Annotated in this window: 14 protein-coding genes and 1 pseudogene; 13 read left to right on the top strand and 2 right to left on the bottom strand. The window is 72.0% G+C overall.

Annotation, left to right across the window (positions count from 1 at the left end; translation table 11 throughout):
* Positions 1 to 108: 108 nt before the first annotated feature.
* From OG455_RS38200 to OG455_RS38185, 4 genes are all read left to right on the top strand, one after another.
* Entirely contained in the window at positions 109 to 1,581 is a 1,473-nt protein-coding gene (locus OG455_RS38200) for an SCO6880 family protein (protein WP_266301357.1), read from the top strand.
* Between the two features lie 34 nt (positions 1,582 to 1,615).
* Positions 1,616 to 2,065 (top strand): DUF6238 family protein, encoded by a 450-nt coding sequence (locus tag OG455_RS38195; RefSeq protein ID WP_266301356.1) that lies wholly within the window; start codon positions 1,616 to 1,618, stop codon positions 2,063 to 2,065.
* Positions 2,066 to 2,081: 16 nt separating this feature from the next.
* Complete coding sequence (locus OG455_RS38190) at positions 2,082 to 3,587, top strand: ATP-binding protein (protein WP_266301355.1); 1,506 nt, start codon at positions 2,082 to 2,084, stop codon at positions 3,585 to 3,587.
* A gap of 337 nt (positions 3,588 to 3,924) precedes the next feature.
* The gene (locus OG455_RS38185; RefSeq protein WP_266301354.1) at positions 3,925 to 4,704 is read left to right on the top strand and encodes a hypothetical protein; all 780 of its coding nucleotides are present in this window, start codon (positions 3,925 to 3,927) and stop codon (positions 4,702 to 4,704) included.
* A gap of 232 nt (positions 4,705 to 4,936) precedes the next feature.
* Here the strand turns inward: OG455_RS38185 and OG455_RS38180 are convergent, their stop codons facing one another.
* Positions 4,937 to 5,401, bottom strand: a complete 465-nt coding sequence (locus tag OG455_RS38180) for a calmodulin-binding protein (protein WP_266301353.1) — start codon at positions 5,399 to 5,401, stop codon at positions 4,937 to 4,939.
* Positions 5,402 to 5,554: 153 nt separating this feature from the next.
* A complete protein-coding gene (locus tag OG455_RS38175) occupies positions 5,555 to 6,004 on the bottom strand; it encodes a hypothetical protein (protein ID WP_266301830.1) in 450 nt (149 codons plus the stop codon).
* An 84-nt stretch (positions 6,005 to 6,088) separates the two neighbouring features.
* Here OG455_RS38175 and OG455_RS38170 point away from each other — a divergent pair, with 84 nt between their 5' ends.
* From OG455_RS38170 to OG455_RS38130, 9 genes and pseudogenes are all read left to right on the top strand, one after another.
* A complete protein-coding gene (locus tag OG455_RS38170; protein ID WP_266301352.1) occupies positions 6,089 to 6,640 on the top strand; it encodes a hypothetical protein in 552 nt (183 codons plus the stop codon).
* A 177-nt stretch (positions 6,641 to 6,817) separates the two neighbouring features.
* Positions 6,818 to 8,098 (top strand): hypothetical protein, encoded by a 1,281-nt coding sequence (locus OG455_RS38165; protein ID WP_266301351.1) that lies wholly within the window; start codon positions 6,818 to 6,820, stop codon positions 8,096 to 8,098.
* 773 nt (positions 8,099 to 8,871) lie between these two features.
* Positions 8,872 to 9,519 (top strand): hypothetical protein, encoded by a 648-nt coding sequence (locus tag OG455_RS38160; RefSeq protein WP_266301350.1) that lies wholly within the window; start codon positions 8,872 to 8,874, stop codon positions 9,517 to 9,519.
* Positions 9,520 to 9,614: 95 nt separating this feature from the next.
* Positions 9,615 to 11,403 (top strand): annotated as a pseudogene (locus tag OG455_RS38155) (type IV secretory system conjugative DNA transfer family protein).
* Positions 11,404 to 11,930: 527 nt separating this feature from the next.
* On the top strand, positions 11,931 to 12,902 hold the full coding sequence (locus OG455_RS38150) for a phosphoadenosine phosphosulfate reductase family protein (protein WP_266301349.1): 972 nt from the start codon (positions 11,931 to 11,933) through the stop codon (positions 12,900 to 12,902).
* A 27-nt stretch (positions 12,903 to 12,929) separates the two neighbouring features.
* The gene (locus OG455_RS38145) at positions 12,930 to 13,157 is read left to right on the top strand and encodes a hypothetical protein (RefSeq protein WP_266301348.1); all 228 of its coding nucleotides are present in this window, start codon (positions 12,930 to 12,932) and stop codon (positions 13,155 to 13,157) included.
* Positions 13,157 to 14,323, top strand: a complete 1,167-nt coding sequence (locus OG455_RS38140; protein ID WP_266301347.1) for a DnaB-like helicase N-terminal domain-containing protein — start codon at positions 13,157 to 13,159, stop codon at positions 14,321 to 14,323. Before OG455_RS38145 ends, OG455_RS38140 begins: the two co-directional genes overlap by 1 nt.
* A 147-nt stretch (positions 14,324 to 14,470) precedes the next feature.
* Positions 14,471 to 14,623, top strand: coding sequence for a hypothetical protein (locus tag OG455_RS38135; RefSeq protein ID WP_266301346.1), 153 nt, complete (start codon positions 14,471 to 14,473; stop codon positions 14,621 to 14,623).
* 476 nt (positions 14,624 to 15,099) lie between these two features.
* A complete protein-coding gene (locus OG455_RS38130; RefSeq protein ID WP_266301345.1) occupies positions 15,100 to 17,919 on the top strand; it encodes a DUF6603 domain-containing protein in 2,820 nt (939 codons plus the stop codon).
* Positions 17,920 to 17,921 lie beyond the last annotated feature (2 nt).

The raw sequence follows: 17,921 nt of genomic DNA, 5'->3' as shown, positions 1-17,921 counted from the left end.
AACGCCCGCCCCGGGGCCACCCCACCCCAGCAGAGGAGCCCGACATGACGTCCAGAAGAGCGCCGCGCCCCCGCCCGCCGCCCGCACGCTCACCACCTGGATCTTCCGATGCCCTCCCCCTCGCAGCCCGAAGTCACCCCCGTCTCCGTCAAGTTCCCCCACCGCAGCCGCCGGGGCGTGCTGCTCGGCCTCAGCGCCTCCCAGCTGATCGTCGTCTCGGCCACCGGCCTGCTCCTGCTCGCGGTCATCCTCGCCCGCGGCATCGTCGGTGCCCTCCAGCTCATCCCGCTGTGGGCCGCCGTCGCCGCGTTCGTCTTCATCCGCTACCGGGGCCGCACCCTCGCCGACTGGGCTCCCATCGCCACCCGGTACGCGCTGCGGCGCTTGCGCGGCCAGCTGGTCTGGCTGGTCCGTCCCTCCCGCCGCCCGGTCCGCGAAGGACTGCTGCACCTGCCCGGCAGCGCGGCGAGCCTGCGGGTGGTGACCGCCCCCGATCGTCGCTACGGCGCCGTCCACGACCCGCACGCCGCCACCCTGACCGCGATCGTCAAGGTCAGCAGCCGCGCGTACGCCCTGCTCGACCCCGGCACCCAGAACGCCAACGTCAGCGGCTGGGGCCGGGCGCTGGCGGCCCTGTCCCGCACCGGGCACGTCGCCCGGATCCAGGTGCTGGAGCGGACCGTGCCCGGCACCGGTGACGCGCTTCGCCGGTACTGGGAGGAGCACGGCAAGCCGGACGCGCCGCTGGCCGGTGCCCTGTACGGCGAGCTGATCCAGAACGCTGGCCCGGCCGCCGCCCCGCACGAGGCGTACGTGGCCATCGCGCTGGACTTCAAGGCGGCGCGGCGCCTGATCAACCAGGCCGGTGGCGGGCTCACCGGCGGTTTCAGCGTGCTGGCCCAACTGACCTCCGCGTTCGAGCAGTCCGCCCGCACCGCAGGGCTCAACCCGACCGGCTGGCTGTCCGCCGCCGAGATCGCGGCGGTTGCCCGAACCGCCTACGATCCGAAGTCCTCGGCCGCCCTTGACCGTTGGTCCGCCGATGGGCGCCCCGGCGCGGACCCGGCTGCGGCGGGTCCGGTGGTGGTCCTGGAGAAGGCCGACCACATCACCACCGACTCCGCCGTGCACGCCACCTACTGGGTGGAGAACTGGCCCAGGACCGAGACCAACCCCGGGTTCCTGCACCAGATGCTCTTCGCCTCCGGGGTGCGCCGCACCGTCTCCCTCTCCTACGAGCCGAAGAGCCTGGATGCGGCGATGCGCGACGTGCAGCGCAAGAAAGCCAGCGTGATCGCGGACGCCGCCGAGCGGGCCCGCAAGGGCCAGGTCGAGGCCGAGAGCGACTCCGTCGAGTACCAGGACATCAAGACCCGCGAACGCCAGCTGATCGCCGGACACGCCGATGTCGCCCTAACCGGCCTGGTCACCGTCTCGGCCGCTACCGAGGAGGAACTGCGCTCGGCCTGCGCGGTGGTGGAGACCGCCGCCGTCGGCGCCCAGCTCGACGTGCGCCCGCTCACCTGGCAGCAGGCCGAAAGTTTTACCGTCGCCGCCCTGCCCTTCGCCCTCGCCGCCTGAGGCCGGCCTCCCCTCCTCCGGAAAGAGCACCGCCATGCCGGCCACCGCCGCCACCGCGCAGGACTTCGTCCCGTACGCGACCGCAGCCCTCGACTTCCACCGCGCGCTGAACATCCCCGCAGGCCCCCTCGTCGCCTCCCGGGCCGAGCTGGACTCCCTGCACGAGCACCTCGTCGCCCTGCACGGCCTCCTCGACGCCCACACCCAGCGCACCTCGCCCCTGCTCCCGGGCGAGGGAGACCACCTGCGAGCCACCCGGACCCGCCTGTGGCAGGCCGCCGACCACCTCCACGCGGCCTACCACTGCGCGCCCCGGCCCGTCAGCGGCGAGGTCCCCGATCGCGAAGCCTGCCGGGCCCGCCTGCCCGAGGGCGCACCCGAGATGTCCATCTGCCGCCGGCACCAGGAAGCCGCCCAGCTGGTCCGGCGCCGCACCACCCCCGCTGACCTGCACTCCCCGTTCACCGGCCTCGTCCGCCACTGACCCGGAATCCGTGATCATGCCCAGGAACCGCGCCACCGCCAGCCCGCTGTTCGTCCCCCGCAAGACCTCCCGTGCCCAACAGCGTGCCGCACGTGCTGAGTTCGCCGAGGCCCGCACCAAGGCCCGCCGCGCCCAGGCCCCCGACGAGCGCCGCGAGCACGAGGGTGTGGACCCCGAGCTCCAGGCCACCTACCCGCCGTCGGGTCGGCCCGGCCCGGCCTCCGCCCGTGGCGGCAGCCTGCGGCTGCCCAAGCACCGCATGACCACCGCCGTGGCGGGGGGTGCGTATCCCTTCCTGGCGGAGGCCGGCCTCGGCTCCGAAGGGATCTTCATCGGTCGCGACCTCCACGCCGAGGGCTCGTTCTGCTTCGACCCGTTCTCCCTGTACAACTCCGGTCGAATAGAAGGCTTCACCAACCCGAACGCGATCTTGTGCGGCGTGATCGGCATGGGCAAGAGCGCACTCGCCAAGTCCATCGCCACCCGGGCCATCGCCCACGGGTACAAGATCTACATCCCGTCCGACCCGAAGGGTGAGTGGACCGGGCTGGCCGAGGCCCTCGGCGGCCAGACCATCGCCCTGGGCCCTGGTCTCCCGGGGAAGTTGAACCCCCTGGACGCGCCGGAGCGGCCCGCCGGGGTCGACGAGGAGGACTGGCAGGGCGAGGTCCGCAAGCGCCGGCTCCTGCTGCTGGCGAGCCTGGCCAGCACCGTGCTGAAGCGCGATCTGCTGCCGATGGAGCACACCGGCCTGGACGTCGCACTCGACCTGGTCGTCGCCCAGGCCCACGCCGCCGGGACGGTGCCGCTGCTCGGCGACATCGCGCAGATCCTCGGCCACCCCGAACGCCTCGACGCGGCCCTCGGCGACCAGAGCGGCGGTATCGGGCACGCCGCCGACGACCTCGCCCACGCCCTGCGCCGCCTGGTCCACGGTGACCTGAGCGGCATGTTCGACGCACCGTCCACGGTCCGCTTCGACCCGACCTCGCCAATGCTCTCCATCGACCTGTCCCGACTCGGCAGCACCGGGGACGACACGGCCCTCGTCCTGGCGATGACCTGCGCCTCGGCCTGGATGGAGTCCGCGCTCGCCGACCCGCTGGCCGGACGGAGGTGGGTGATCTACGACGAGGCGTGGCGGATCATGCGGCACGTCCCGCTGCTGGAGCGGATGCAGCAGCAGTGGAAGCTCAGCCGCGGGTTGGGAATCGCCAACCTCCTTATCCTGCACCGCCTTTCCGACCTGCTGTCCGCGGGCGACGCCGGATCGCGCGGGCGCGTCCTGGCCGAGGGCCTCCTGGCCGACTGCAGCACCCGGATCATCTACCGCCAGGAACCCGACCAGGTCGCGGTCTCCATGTCCCTGCTCGGCCTGACCGGTGTCGAAGCCCAGGCGATCGCCGCCCTCACCCGCGGCAGGGGCCTGTGGAAAGTCGCCGGCCTCAGCTTCATCGTGCAGCACCTCCTGCACCCCAGGGAACGGGCACTGTACGACACCGACTTCCGCATGGCCGCCTGACCAAACCGCTTTGACGGAAGGGGACTTGGGGCGCCCAGTGCGGGCGCCCCAAGTCTGACAGAACGGACCCGCTGTGCGCTACACCGACCACTGCCTGCTCGGTCGCCCTGCCCCGGTCGCGGTGACCATCCCCGTGGACGCCCGAGTGGCTGCCGCCCGTGCGACATCACCGGCAGCGGCCCGCGCCGCCAGTTCCCCGGTGCCGACGCCGGCCCCCTCTCCGATTCCGACGCCACCACCAGCCGTCCGCGCCGCCGCTGCGACCCGCTGACCGCGCCCTCCCGCGCGACGCCGCCCCCACACCCGAGCCCACACAGCCAACCTGGACGGATCTGCCATGCCCGCTTCTGAGAACAACGCCCAGCCCGACATCGTCGTCGGCCGCCATCGCGAGTACGGGATCGTCGCCGACTGCCTACACGAGATTCCCACCAGCGACTGGATGCTCAGGCGCCTCGGCTTCCGCCAAGTGGCCGACCAGCAAAGCCTCTACGCCCTGGTCGAGCCTGACCGTCAGGGACAGGACCGGACCCGGATGGCCATCACCACGTTGCGCCGCGCCGGCTTCCGCGTGGGCAATGACCCGGAGTTCGAGCCCGCCCCTGACGAGCCTGCGGCCCGCGACCGGGATCGGGCGCACCCGGCGGAGCCCGATGTCGCGTTCGCCGAGCATCCCCGGCTCGGCGTCGTCGCCGCCACGGCCTCCACCATGAACGCGGTCGACCGGGGCGGGCCGATCCTCGAAGAACACGGCTGGAAGTTCGACCACCAGCTCGACATCTACCTCCTGCCCGACGGTGTCGAGCGCGGTGGGGCGCTCGACCGGGTGGCGCAGGCCACCACGGCTCTGCACCGCGCTGGCGACCTCCAGGTGGCCGTTCATCCCCAGCTCGCCTCGGCTGTAGTCGCCCGCCGCTCACCCCCGCCGGTGGCTACGAGCCGCTCCGAGCGCACCCAGGGCTTCGTCCCGCACGCGCTTCCCCGCACCGCTGCTGCCCTCGCCGCCAGCCCGGCCCGCAGCGGCATGCCGAGCAAGGCTCCGGCCGCCGCGCCCCAGATCGCGGCACCACCGGCCCGCCCGGTGGATCCCCGCATCGCGTTCTCCCGCCCCCGCTGAACACCCAACTCACCGAAGGAGCAGTCTCCATGGCCGTTATTGGTGAACCCGGATATCAGAACGTGCTGAATACCTGTGCCGGTGGCGGCTGCTCTGCGGCTGCTCTCGCGTCAGGCCGAGACCGGCGATGGACGGTCGGCTCGGGCCGGCTGGTGGTGGCTTTCGGCCCGAGCAGACCTCTGCGGGGCGGGGCGTCGTGATGGGTATGACGCGGATCGGCCCGGCCGGTCACCTACGGGGCAGGGATTTCCCTGACGAGGCGCGAGCTCCAGTCGCACCAGACCAGGCCGGGCAGGAAGGGGCCGCCGGCTTCGTCGAGGTGCTCCTCGACGTACGGGATGGTCGAGTCGCAGACCTCGATGGCCTGGTCGAAGAACTGCGTTTGGTCGGGGTTGGCCTGGAAGCTCCAGCGCGGGTTGTAGGAGGCCGGCCGCTTGATGATCCGCGTGAGCACGTGGGGCATCGCGTCGGTTTCCCCGCTGATCAGTTCACGGGCGTGCTCGATCTCCGCGCTCTTCGTCAGCTTGATGACGAATTCTGCCCGCGTGATGTCGGTCATCACGAAGTACGCCGGCCCCTCGGCGGCGGCGCGGACCGGCTGGTTGCTCAGGGTGCTGGCCTGGGAGGGCTGTGCCGCGGCGAAGGCCAGCACGCCGACGGCGGCCACGCTGGCCGCTTTGATGAACACGCGTCGCATAGGGGTTCTCTCCTCGTTCCCGGGCGTCGTGCACGTCACGACTGACCACTTAAAGCATTGAATCAGTAACAGGGAGTGATCTCGTTGATGTCGCAGTTCGCGTCGAGGGTGATGGCCACCGGCGCGCTCTTCGAAGCCGGGCCAGCGGCGAGCTCAGCGGCGGCTGAGGTCGGCGGCGTACTCGGCGCCGAAGCCCGAGGCTTCGGTGTCCCAGTTGTCGGCGGTGCTCTGGTGAAAGCCGAGCAGGCGGCTGAAGACGTAGGCCGGCAGCTCGGAGGCGATGTCCATCAGGGCCGCGTTGCGGGTTACGCGTGGCGAGATGCCGATGGCCTTGAGTCGGCGGCCGAGGCGGTGGGGGTCGATCGGCTGGCCCGGATAGATGCTGTGGAAGAGCCACGCTGGCTCCTCGGTGGGGGCGGTGACGGCGCGCCCGTGTCGACGTTGGACGAGCTGGCGGGCCAGGCCGTCCAGGGGCGGCGGGAGTTCCACCGGTTCGCGCCCGAGCCGCAGGGTGACCTTGTCTCCGTGGTCGCTGACCTGGTCGGTGGTGAGCCGGGCGATGCGGCTGGTGGGCCGCTCCGGACACTCACCCCTCCCCTCCACCAATCGCGCGAATCATGCATCAGATGCACTCGCGCACGCAACACCCCAGGGCAATGGCCTCAACCTCGAAGAAAGACAGACGACATGAACTCGCAGAACAGCTCGGCTCACTCCGGATCGCGCATCCACTGCAATTCCCCGGGAGTGAAGAAGGTCTGGACCATCACCCACACCTGTGGGCACGAGGCCGAGCGTGACCTGTCCGACCGGGCAGCCGACCGCCGTGCCGGCTTCGCCACCTGGCTCGCCAAGCAGGAGTGCACCGACTGCTGGCGGGCTGCCAAGGCCGACGACGAGCAGGACAAGGCGGCCTGGCTGGAGGCCAAGCGCGCCGCCGAGCAGGCGGAGTCCGACGCCTGGTCCGCGCAGTACCGGATGCCGCCGCTGGAGGGAACCGAGCGGGGCATCGGCTGGGGCGTGCGGTGCCGCCACCAGCTCCTCGCCGTCGCCTACACCGCCATGGTCCTCGAAGGCGACCTGCCCGAAGCCGAATGGCAGGAGGTCGAGGACTCGGCCCGGACCATCACGCGGGCCGGGTGGTGGATCGACCAGCGCTCCTCGGAGCCCGGCGATCTGCCCGAACTGCTGCAGGCCGCCACCAGCGCGGACCGCCCGACCGAGAACCCCTTCGTCTGACCGGGGTGGTGCCCTGCCACAGCAGGGCACCACCCCGCTCCGGCACGGCGCGGCTCGGTCCGGCGCCGCGCTTCTACCACCGTTCCCCGGCCAGACCAAGCCGCAGATTCTGCGGATCCTCTCCCGTGCCGGGCCGCCCACGGGGGCGCGCCGTCGATCGACCCGGGAGGGGACTCCGTGATCGCCCATCTGCAGCGAGCCGCCACCACGGCCGCTCTGATTCCCGCCCTCTACGGGCCCGATGATCCTCGCTATCACCTGCGCCCCTGGCTCATCGCCGCCGAGTACCGCAGCGCCGACGCCCAGCTGCCCCTCCTCGGTGACCCCCAGGAGGCCCTCAGCGGCGGCGTGCTGGACTACCCAGCTGCCCGGCTCGGTGCTCGCGCACCCGAGCAGCCGGTGTGGATGTGCTCGGTACGCTCCGACCCCCGCCGCCCGGACCTCACCGACACCCAATGGAGCGACGTCGCCCGGCGCCTGGTCACCGCCACCGGGCTCGCCCCCGACGACGACCCGCTCGGCTCCCGGTGGGTGGCGATCCGCAACCTCGCCCGCTCGGTGCACATCGTGGCCACCGTCGTCCGCGAAGACGGCCAGGTGCACCGCTCCTACCGGGACGCCTTCCACGTGCAGGCCGAATGCCACCGCATCGCCACCGAACTGGGCCATCTCCCGCAGTCCGTCCGTTCCGTCACCACCGCGAAGGAGTACCGGATGCCCGCCCCGGTCATCACCATCAGTATCGAGCCGAGCGGCAGCGTCGCCGCCAAGGGCGCCAGCGACGACCTGTCCGCCACCCTGCTCAGGCACGCCGGATTCCGGCAGATCGAGGACTGGCACGGCCGCCGCCACCGGCTGCCCACCACCACCGCCCCCACCGACCGGGCCTCCATCGCCACGCACGCCGCCGAGATGCTGCGCGCCGCCCGCTACAACGTCGACCTCGACCCGGCTCTGGACACCGCTCAGGTGACCACACCCACCGACCCGCTCGGCCGCAAGGTGGCCGGCCGACAGGTCCTGGAACTGACCGACCGAATCCGCGGCGCCGCCACTGCCGCCGAGGCCGCTGCCGCTCTCGACCAGCTTCTCGACCCCGACGACGGCGTACTCGCCCGTGTACAGGAAGCCTTGGAAGCGGCATCCGAGCAGATCACCGACCTCGACCCCGAGCAGTTCGCGCTCTCCGACCGCTTCGGGTTTGCTGCCGACTTCGTCTGCGCCGCCCAGAGCGAGCTGGTAGGCGTGCTCGACGAGGTCCAGCGCGCCCGTACCCACCAGGCGCCCGCCGACACCACCCTGGCCGCCGGCAACCTCACAACGGCCACTACCAGCGCAGCCCTGGCCACCTCACCCGCCGTGCTCCGGGCATCAGCCGCGCTCGGCAAGACGCCTCCCGCCACCGCCGCGCCCGCGCTCCCGGTGCCGGCACCGTCCACCGGCCTTCGGACGCGGTGAGCCGCGCCTCCCCGGACTGCTCGCCCCCACCCAACGTCCGATCTTTGCAGTGGAGTTGCCGTGCCCGACCACTATTCCTCTATCGGTGAGGCGATCGGCGCTGCCATGCAGCACAACATCCGTCTCGCCTACGGCCCGGCGCCGGTCGCCGACCCGCCGCTCCAGGTCCGCTACTTCCCCCCGCCGTCCGCCGATCCGTACTCCGTGCCCGGGATGATCGCCCGGCTGGAGGAGAGCGCCAGCCCCCGGGAAGTAGCGGGGATCATTGAGGAGACGACCGGCGCGCTGGTGGGCCCCCTGCCTCAGCTGACCGAGCTGGTCGCCGCGACCGCGGACTGGACCCGAGCCCGGCTGAGCTTCGACAACCCGCACCACAACTCCACCTTCGAGGTGTGGGCACGTCTGGCTTCCGCCCACCAGGGGTTGGCCCAGGCCCAGGAGGATCTGGAGGCGGCCATCGCGGGCGTCGCCGCTTGCCCTGCCGAACGCAGCGACCCGAGCCAGCACGAAGCTGTCCGGGCCCTGCGCACCCGGGAGTTGCTGCACGACGTCATGGGCGCCGGCTCCCCGGCCGAGGCCGACCACGACAGGAACCGGCGGCAGGCCGCCCTCTCAACCTCACCCAACGCTCCCGCGCGCCGCCCGGCCGCACCCGGCGCCTCGCCCGCGAACCGACCGCCAGCCCGCCCACCGCGCCAGCGGCACCACCCTCCGGCCGCACCCGCTGAGCGTCACGAAATCGCCCCAACTCCCCTTCTGGTTAGGAGAATCCCATGTTCCACAGCCTCACCCCCGCACCCCGGGTCACCTTCGCCTGGAACGCGCAGGGCAACCTCACTGCCGAGGCCGACTCCAACCCCGGACTGGTCGCCGAGATCCTCGCGCACGCCGGATTCACCCACGGCGCGGACACACCCTCCGCCCTCCCTTCCCTGCCGGGCGGCCTGGAGCTCGAAGCGACCCGGGACGTGCTGGCATACGCCGACCACATGCTCCGCGCTGCCCGGTACGTGATGGCGATGCCGCCCGAGCTGAAGACGATCCATGGTCATGCCGAACGGTTCACCTACCGGCTCAGCCCCACCGAATCCCTCGAAGCCGCCATCGAGCAGCTCTCCGACTCCCTGTACCACTGCGAGGACGCCGCCGACATCGCGCGCATCGCCGACACGATCTTCAACGAGGGCGAGGGCGTCCTACTCGCCGTCGACAACTTCGCCCGGACCGCCGCCCACAACCTGGCCGCTTTCGACACCGAGGAAGCCGGGGCCATCGCCGACCAGTTCCTCAGCATCGCCCGGCGGCTGGACACCATCACCTCGGTCTACGGCTTCATCGGCGAGAACCTCCTCGACCTCCACGACAACGTCTCCGCCGCCCAGCCGTCCGCTGTCCCGGCTCCGGCCGCCGCCACCAGCTGAAACGTTCCCTCTAGATCCGCAAGGAACAGCCCCGTGAACCGTACGAGAGCCGAGCGCGCCCCGCCCCCGCCCGCTCGCACCCACCAGGATCCGCCTTGCCCTCCCCGCGCACCAGCGCGCCGTCGACCACCACCGGGTCCGACGCGCTCCTCTACCTCCTCTTCGGCGTCCTCGGCGCCGCCCTTGGCTTCGGCTCGCTCGCCTGGCTGACCGGCAACCTCACCAACGCCCTCGTCGGCACCGGGCCGTGGACCCCATTCCGGGTCACCGACGCCCTGCTGCACCCCCAGCTCCTGTGGCCGCATCTCAGTTCCCCCGCACTGCTGGTCGGCGCCCGCCTCATCCCCGGCCTGCTGAACATCGCCCTGGTCACCACCGGCCTGGTGCTGTGGATGCGTTGGCGGGGCGGCGCGAAGACCGGTCTCGCCCGCAAGGCCGACCTCGCCCCGCTGCTCGACAAGGACGTCACGGCGAAGGCCCGCAGCCTGCGCCCGAGCCTGAACGGCCGGGAGTGTAAAAGAGGTCGCACCCAACGACCGGGGCATCCTGGTGGGCACGCTCTCCCCGGGCCGGGCCGAGGTCCGCGCCTCCTGGGAGGACGTCGTCGTCGCCATCATGGCGCCGCGATCCGGTAAGACCTCCGGCCTGGCGATCCCCGCGATCCTCGCAGCCCCCGGCCCGGTGTTGTTGACGTCGAACAAGGCGGCGAAGGACGCCTACACCACGACCGTCGACGCCCGCGCCGAGGTGGGCACCGTCTGGACGCTCGACCCGCAGCAGATCGCCCACCACCCGCGGACGATGTGGTGGGACATCCTCGCCGACGCCCGCGACCTCGCCGGCGCCAAGCGGCTCGCCGGACACTTCGTCACCGCCTCCGTGGACGAGTCCAGCGGCAGCGACTTCTGGAGCACCGCAGCGAGCAACACGCTCGGCGCGCTGTTCCTCGCCGCCTCCAGCCACCGGCGCCCCATCACCGACGTGCTGGCCTGGCTCGCCTCCCCGGCCGACCGAACCCCCGTCGACCTGCTCTCCGACGCCGGCCACCACGCCGTCGCCGCCCAGCTCCAGGGCACCGTCAGCGGCGCGACGGAAACGCGGGACGGCATCTACGAGACGGCGCGCCAGTACGCGAGTTGCTTGCTGGACCCGGAGATCGCCGCCTGGGTCACCCCGACCGAGGGCCTGAAGGAGTTCAAGCCCTTCAACTTCGCCACCTCGCGCGACACCCTGTACTTGCTCAGCAAGGACGGTGGCGGATCCGCTTCGGCGATCATCGCGGCAGCGGCCGACGCGGTGATGCGCGCGGCCGTCATCGTCGCCGAGCGCTCCGGTGGACGCCTCGACCCGCCCGCGCTGTGCGTCCTGGACGAGGCCGCCAACGTCTGCAAAATTTCGGATCTCCCGGACCTCTACTCACACTTGGGCAGCCGGGGCGTCATCCCGATGACCATCCTGCAGTCCTACCGGCAGGGCCAGCGCTGCTGGGGCGAGGCCGGCATGGACGCACTCTGGAGCGCTGCGACCGTCAAGATCGTCGGCAGCGGCATCGACGACGCCGACTGGGCGGACAAGCTCTCCCGGCAGATCGGCGAACACGACGTGCAGACCACCTCCGTGTCCACCTCCGACGGCGGCAAGTCCACCTCAGTGTCAATGCGCACCGAGCGGATCCTGCCGCCGGACGCCATCCGCGCACTGCCCAAGGGCAAGGTGCTGCTGTTCGCCACCGGCATGCGGGTGGCGATGCTCGACCTCAAGCCCTGGTACAAGGAGCCCTCCGCCAAGACCATCGGCCCGGCCTCCGCCCGCGCCACCACGGCGATCACAGAGCGTGCCCTGGCCAAGGCCGTTGACCGCGACGACTTCGGGCTGGCGTCGTGAGCAGGCTAAATACGGCTCTTCTGCTCCATCCGTGGGTCGGCCAATCATCCGGGCCTGAGATTGCGTTGACCAATCCGGCGTTCGTCGGGCCCGGCTGGAGCAGCCGGGGACGCACCTGGGTGTACCGGCCCTCTGTGGACGCCACCCACGTGCAGGCGCTCCAGCTTCATGACGGGAGTTGGTACCTGGATCTGTGGTCTGCACAGTTCCGGCTGCTCGCCCTCGGCTACGTACCCGAGGAGGAGGTGGCCGCCCTCGCCCCGGCTCTCACCGACAACGCGGCTCGGTGGGCCCCGGACGGCCCCGGTGCTGCCCACCGCCGATTCAACGAAACCGCCCGGACGCTGCGCGCCGCAGAACGCGCGGCGCCGGATGAGGCCAGGGTGCGCGCCGCCTCCGCGACCTCACCCGCCCGCACCGTCGCAGGCTCTGTGCCTGCGCCAGCGGTGCCCCCAGCCGGCACACGCCCGGCGCAACCGGCCGCCTCCCGGCACAGCCGCTGACCCCTCACCCGAAAGAGCCTCCCCATGTCCATCTCCACCCTGCCCACCGCACACGGCCGCGCGGCACTCGCGACTGGCGGCCCCACGCTCCGGGTCCTCTCCCTGGGCGCGGGCGTCCAGAGTTCTGTTCTCCTGCTCCTGGCCGCCGAGGGTCACCTACCCGGTCTCGATGTCGCGATCTTCGCCGACACCGGCTGGGAGCCCCGGGCCGTCTACGAGCACCTCGACCGGCTCGAGCGGGAGATCGCCGAGCCCGCCGGCATCCCGATCCTGCGCGTCTCCTCCGGCAACATCCGCAACGACGCCCTCGACCCGGCCAAGCGCTTCACGTCGATGCCGCTGCACATCCTCAACTCCGATGGCGGCGAAGGGATGTCGCGCAGGCAGTGCACGGGTCAGTACAAGATCAAACCGATCAAGGAGAAGGTCCGCGAACTCCTCGGCCACCCGCACCCACTGCGCATCCCGACCGGCGTATTCGTCGAGCAGTGGATCGGCATCAGCACGGACGAGTTCCACCGGGCGAAGGACGCTGACGTCGCCTACATGAAGAATCGTTTCCCCCTGATCGAGCAGGGCTTCTCCCGCTCAGACTGTCTGCGGCTGCTGCGCTCGCGCGGCCTCGAATCGACCCCGAAGAGCAGTTGTCTCGGATGCCCCTACCACGGCAACTCCCAGTGGCGGGCCCTGCGCGACGGCTCGCCCGAGGAGTGGCGCGACGTCGTCGCCTTCGACAGCGCGATCCGGGCGGGCAACGCGCGTGCGACCGCGGAAGGGACGCCGCTGCTCGGCCAGGCGTATCTGCACCGTAGCCGCCGACCACTCGACGAGGCGCCGATCGACCGGGTCACCGCCCATGAGTGGTCCGGCCGCCAGGGCGACATCTTCGACGCCATCGCCGACGCCGAGCTGGAGAAGGGGGAGGCGGACGGCTGCTCCCCGTGGGCCTGCCGCTCCGGCGCACCCGCTACGGCCGATCTCGCCCTCGCCGCCTGAATCCCCTGCCATGTGAAGGAGTTACCCATGTTCAAGCACACCTCCCGGGTGCCGCGCCCCGAGCGGCTGGCTGGCTCTCCAGTCGTGCGCCGGGGCGACCAGTGGTGGCTGGTCACCGGTGCCGGCTCGATCCTCGCCACCGACCCGACCTTCACCGGTGAGCTGGACCGCTTCGCCGCCGCGATGGCTGCCGCCGACCGCGAGGTCGCCCGGCTGCTGACCAAGTGCGCCGCCGCACGTACGGGGGTGCGGTGATGGACCCGCTACTCAGGGGCGAGCAGGCCGTGCTCGGTGCGGTCCTCCTGGACCCGGCCCAGCTCGACACGCTCCGCTGGCTGGCCCCCGCCGACTTCTACCGGCCCGCACACCGGGCGCTGTTCGCCGCGATGCGCAAGCTCCAGTCAGCCGGGCTGGCTGCTCTCGGCGTGCGAGGAGAGGTGCCGCTGTCGTGGGTGACCGATACCGTCGCTGAGGCTGGCCGCCATGTGCGCGGGCTGACCGCCTCGTACGCGCACACCCTGATCGCCGCCTGCCCCCGCCCCGAGCACGCGCCGGTCTACGGGCGGATGGTGCTCGAAGGCTCCATTCACCGGACCGTGACGGAGCATGCCGTCCGCCTGGAACACGCCGCCCGGATGGAGGCCGAGCAGCAGCAGGTGGAGGGTGTTCTGCACCATGTCGACGTCCTGGCGGACGTGCTCGGCGACCTGTCCCGCCGCTGGGGCACCGAACTGCGCCCGGCGCCCCGGCCTGGCCCGGTTCCGGCACCAACCCTGGTCAGGTCGGAGCGGACCGAGGACGAGCGGTTCCTCCTGGCTGTCCTCATCGATCAGCCTGCGGCGATGGAGGAGGTCTACGGCTGGCTGCGGCCCCAGGACTTCGCGGACGCCGGTCACGGCCAGCTCTACCGCTGCCTGGGTGCGCTCCATCACCGGGGCGAGCCGATCGACCAGGTGACCGCCCTGTGGGAGGTCCAGCGGCGGGGCCTGCTGGCCGACGGCACGCTGACGCAGGACCAGCTCGACACTCTCTTCGGCGGGCCAGGTGTCGGCTCCGCCGAGTGGCTGGGCGACCAGATCATCCGATCCGCGGTCGTTCGCACCGCCGCCCAGGCCGCCGCGTCGATCAAGACGCTCGCCGAGGACGAGACCCTGGCACCCGGCCGCCTCATCAGCCAGGCCCTGCACGCCCTTGGCCCGCTGGACGAGGTTCGGATCCGGTGGCGTGCGGCCACGCTCCCAACCCCTGCGTGGCCCCAGGGCGATCCCGCAGCCCGGGTCGGCGCCGCGCTCTCGCGCAGCACACCCCGGTCCGGCCCACCGGCTGCGACACCCAGCCGCGCCGACCTGCCCGCCGGTGCGGCCTTGATCGGCCCGACTGTCCGTGCCAGCCCTCGCCATCCCGTTCGGAGCCCCCCGTGAACACCCCCGTCCAGGAGTCGCTCGCCCTCCACGCCCATGCGAAGGCCCTGCGGCCGGCTTCCCCTGTCAAAGACGTCTCGGTCGCCGGCCGCCGCGCCGGGCTCAACGAACACACCCGCTCTGCTGACGGCCGTTCAGGACTCCTTCATGCACGGCTTCCACATCGCCTGCCTGGTGGCCGCCGCGATCTGCCTGGCGGGCATGCTCCCCGCGCTGGCCCTGCCCGGCCGCGCCGCGACGGCCGCCGCGACCGCGCGGCTGGGGAGCGGCGCCGAAGCCGTGGCCGCCCGGTCGCGGTGATCGAGGCCGGCTCGGTTGCCCTGGTGATCGCGGTCCTGGTGCCGGGCTGCGTCGGCTTCGCCGCCGGACGCATCGCCGGATTGTGAACGCTCGACACTCCCCGTCAATTGAAATTTCCAGTCTTCACTCGAAAGAGTGAGGAACTGACGAACAGTCAGCTCTCCTCCGGGCTACTTGCGAGTATCTCGACGGGGATCCACCCGCGGCCCGGACGCAGGGGGCGCGCGCCCGCCGGTGGACACGCGGCGATGCCGGGACCGTCCTGGTTTCGCTCTGACCGGTGGGCAGCCACTTCGTATACCCTCTGCTTCGAGTTGATCACCAAGGGTGCTCGATCGAGCTGCTCGACGCGCCCTTGGCCCATCCGGAGTCGCCCCACGGGCACCTGGAACGGCGGCACGTGCAGTTTGGCGAGATCAGGGCAAGACCAGGCGAGTCCGCGCCGTGCGGCGCGGGCGGCAGCGAAGGGAGCACCTGTGGCGGTCCACCTAGACGCGCTGCGCAAGCTGTTGGACACGACCTTGGGTCAGGAGGTGGAACTGCCGGTCGAGGCCCTCGGGTTCGGCGAGGACGCGGTGCGGGCGCTGTTCCCCGACGGGGTGCTGCGCTTCGTCCGCGAGGGCGGGGACCCGCAGGCGCTGCGAGCAGCGGGAACGGCTACGGTGCCGTTCGCCGCACAGCCGGCCGCCCTGCAACTGGCGATCAGCCCGGACGGCGTCGCAGCGAGCGCGTTCACCATCGACCTGCGGATCGGCGGCGCCGGCGCACCGGCCCACCTGCTGGCCGGGGGACTGGGGCTCGACGTGCCCCCGCTGCCGGGGCCGCCGGTCAAGCGGGTCACGATCACCGCGGTCCCGACCGGCGGCACGCTGACCGCCGAGGGGCCGGGTGTGCGCGTGCGCATCCTGACCGGCGCCGGACGCGCGTTCCTGGCGGAGGCGGACGGCTGGCAGGTGATCTGCACGGACCATCAGCTGACGCAGGATCAACTTATCGCCCTCGCCGGTGAGTCGGACGCTCCGCGGCCCGGCCCCTACCTCGGCGGGCTGCCCGCCGGAACCTGGCTGCTGCTGCCCGGTGCCGCCCGGCGGCCGGTTCCGCTGCGCCCGGCCCGGCCGGCCGTGGTGGCCGACGGGTCGCGGCTGGATGGCCTGGGCCGGGCGCTGCCGGCCCGCACGGCCCGTGAGCCACGCCGTTTCGAGCGCCCGGTGCGGGCGATCGCCACCGAGACCGGCTTCGCCGTCCTCGCCGGCGCCGACGGCGAACGCGGCAACGGCCGCTGGGAGCTGGAGATCAGCGACGACGAGGCCGTCATCAACCTCGCCTACGACTACGCGCCGCTGCGGGTGACCGGCGGGCTCGGGAAGCTCCCCACCGAGCCGCCGTACCGGTCGGTCGTCGGCGGCGTGCTGATGTTCTCCTTCGGCGGCGGCGACCCGGCTGACGGCGCCAAGGCCGGCCGGGGCGTGTACGGCAGCGGCGTGGGCGCCTACGTGGTGCCGGACTCCGCCAGCGCGAAGCCCTCGTTCTTCGGCTTCGCCGGCCTGGGCGCCGACCCCGGGTTCGGCATCCCCGCGATCCGGCTCAACGGCGTTGCCGCGGGCCTCGGTTGGAACAGCCGGATCCGGCTGCCCGAGATCTCCGAGATCGGCGACTTCCCACTGCTCAAGGCACTGGACGACCCGGGGTCGATCGGCGCCGAGAACGAGAACCCGATCGAGATCCTGCGCCGGATCGCCACCGGCCCCGACGCCTGGATCACCCCGGCGCAGGACGAGCTCTGGGTCGCCGCCGGTCTCAAGTTCACCATCGCCGAGCTGATCGAGGGCCGGGCGATGGCCGTCGTGCAGACCGGTGCGGAGCTGACCATCGCGCTGCTCGGCACGGCCGCCGCCGCGCTGCCCAAGAGCGGCTCGCGCAAGTACGCGCAGATCGAGGCGGCGCTGCGGGCAGTCCTCAAGCCCCGCCAGGGCGAGCTGCAGTTCGACGCCGAGCTCACCCCCAACTCCTTCCTGCTGGACCCCAACTGCCGCCTGCGCGGCGGGGTGGCGTTCCGCAGCTGGTTCGGGCCCAGCCCGCACGCCGGCGACTTCGTCTACACCGTGGGCGGCTACCACCCCAACTTCAAGGCCCCGAGCCGCTACCCGCAGGTGCCGCGGCTGGGCTTCGACTGGGACCTGACCGGCTCGGTCACCATCTCCGGCAGCGCCTACCTGGCGATCACCCCGGCCGCCGCGATGGCTGGTGGCGCGCTGGACGTGCGCTTCCACTCCGGCGTGATCCGGGCCTGGTGCATCGCGAAGGTCGACGCGCTGATCCAGTGGAAGCCGTTCTACGTCGACGTGGGCCTGCAGGTGCGGATCGGCGTCTCGGCGACCGTCAAGATCCTCTTCGTCAAGGTGAGCATCACCGTCGAGGTCGGCGTCGCGCTGGGCATCTGGGGGCCGCCCACCGGCGGGCAGGCCAAGATCAAGCTCTGGTTCATCTCCTTCACCATCAACTTCGGCAAGAGCCGGGAGGGCGCCGACAAGGTGCTGGACTGGGCCGGGTTCAAGGAGATGCTCCCGCCGCCGCCCACCACCGTGCGGGTCACCCCCGGGATCGGGCTGCTGGTCGACCACCACCCGGGCAGCGCGCGCGGCGCCGAGGCCGGCTGGGAGGTTTCCGCCAACGGCTTCACCCTCTCCACCGACAGCGCCGTCCCGCTGAAGCAGATCTTCCTCGGCACCTCCAGCACCGCCGCCGAGACCGGCTCGGCCCTGAACATCCGGCCGATGCGGGAACGGAACCTGGTCAGCAGCCAGCGCGTCACCCTCACCCACGACGGCTCGGCCATCGACCCCGCGACCTGGTCGCGCAGCCGCTGCCTGGCCGCCGTCCCCGAGGAGCTCTGGGGCACCTCGGCCCAGGGCACGCTGCCCGACGGCGACCAGCAGGTGCTGAAGGACCAGCTCACCGGCGTCAGCCTGAGTTCCCCCGCCGCCCGGCACGGCACCTCCACCGGCTACATGGACGAGAAGGCACTGGCCTTCGACCCGATTTACCCCGACGGCACCCAGCCGCTGGACCCGGGCGCCGGGCCGGAGGGCACCGTGCCGCGGCGCCCCGGCGGGGTCATCGCCACCATCGCCGACACCGTCGCCGCCGGCCCCCAGACGACCGCCCGCGCCCGGCTGGCGGGCCAGCTCACCGCCCTCGGCCTGGACTTGGGCCCGCTGGACAGCGACCTGTCCGGCTACGCCCTCGCCGCCCGGACCGCGTTCACCGCCGAGCCCATGCTGGTCGCCGCCAGCTGAGA

It is taken from the genome of Kitasatospora sp. NBC_01287 (assembly GCF_026340565.1).
Taxonomy (GTDB): Bacteria; Actinomycetota; Actinomycetes; order Streptomycetales; family Streptomycetaceae; genus Kitasatospora.
This window is presented reverse-complemented; position numbering and strand designations above follow the sequence as displayed.

Coding starts and splice junctions, on each gene's coding strand:
- OG455_RS38160 (WP_266301350.1), top strand. CDS start 8,872: ATGTTCCACAGCCTCACCCCCGCACCCCGGGTCACCTTCGCCTGGAAC.
- OG455_RS38140 (WP_266301347.1), top strand. CDS start 13,157: ATGGACCCGCTACTCAGGGGCGAGCAGGCCGTGCTCGGTGCGGTCCTC.
- OG455_RS38190 (WP_266301355.1), top strand. CDS start 2,082: ATGCCCAGGAACCGCGCCACCGCCAGCCCGCTGTTCGTCCCCCGCAAG.
- OG455_RS38185 (WP_266301354.1), top strand. CDS start 3,925: ATGCCCGCTTCTGAGAACAACGCCCAGCCCGACATCGTCGTCGGCCGC.
- OG455_RS38180 (WP_266301353.1), bottom strand. CDS start 5,401: ATGCGACGCGTGTTCATCAAAGCGGCCAGCGTGGCCGCCGTCGGCGTG.
- OG455_RS38150 (WP_266301349.1), top strand. CDS start 11,931: ATGTCCATCTCCACCCTGCCCACCGCACACGGCCGCGCGGCACTCGCG.
- OG455_RS38170 (WP_266301352.1), top strand. CDS start 6,089: ATGAACTCGCAGAACAGCTCGGCTCACTCCGGATCGCGCATCCACTGC.
- OG455_RS38195 (WP_266301356.1), top strand. CDS start 1,616: ATGCCGGCCACCGCCGCCACCGCGCAGGACTTCGTCCCGTACGCGACC.
- OG455_RS38200 (WP_266301357.1), top strand. CDS start 109: ATGCCCTCCCCCTCGCAGCCCGAAGTCACCCCCGTCTCCGTCAAGTTC.
- OG455_RS38135 (WP_266301346.1), top strand. CDS start 14,471: ATGCACGGCTTCCACATCGCCTGCCTGGTGGCCGCCGCGATCTGCCTG.
- OG455_RS38145 (WP_266301348.1), top strand. CDS start 12,930: ATGTTCAAGCACACCTCCCGGGTGCCGCGCCCCGAGCGGCTGGCTGGC.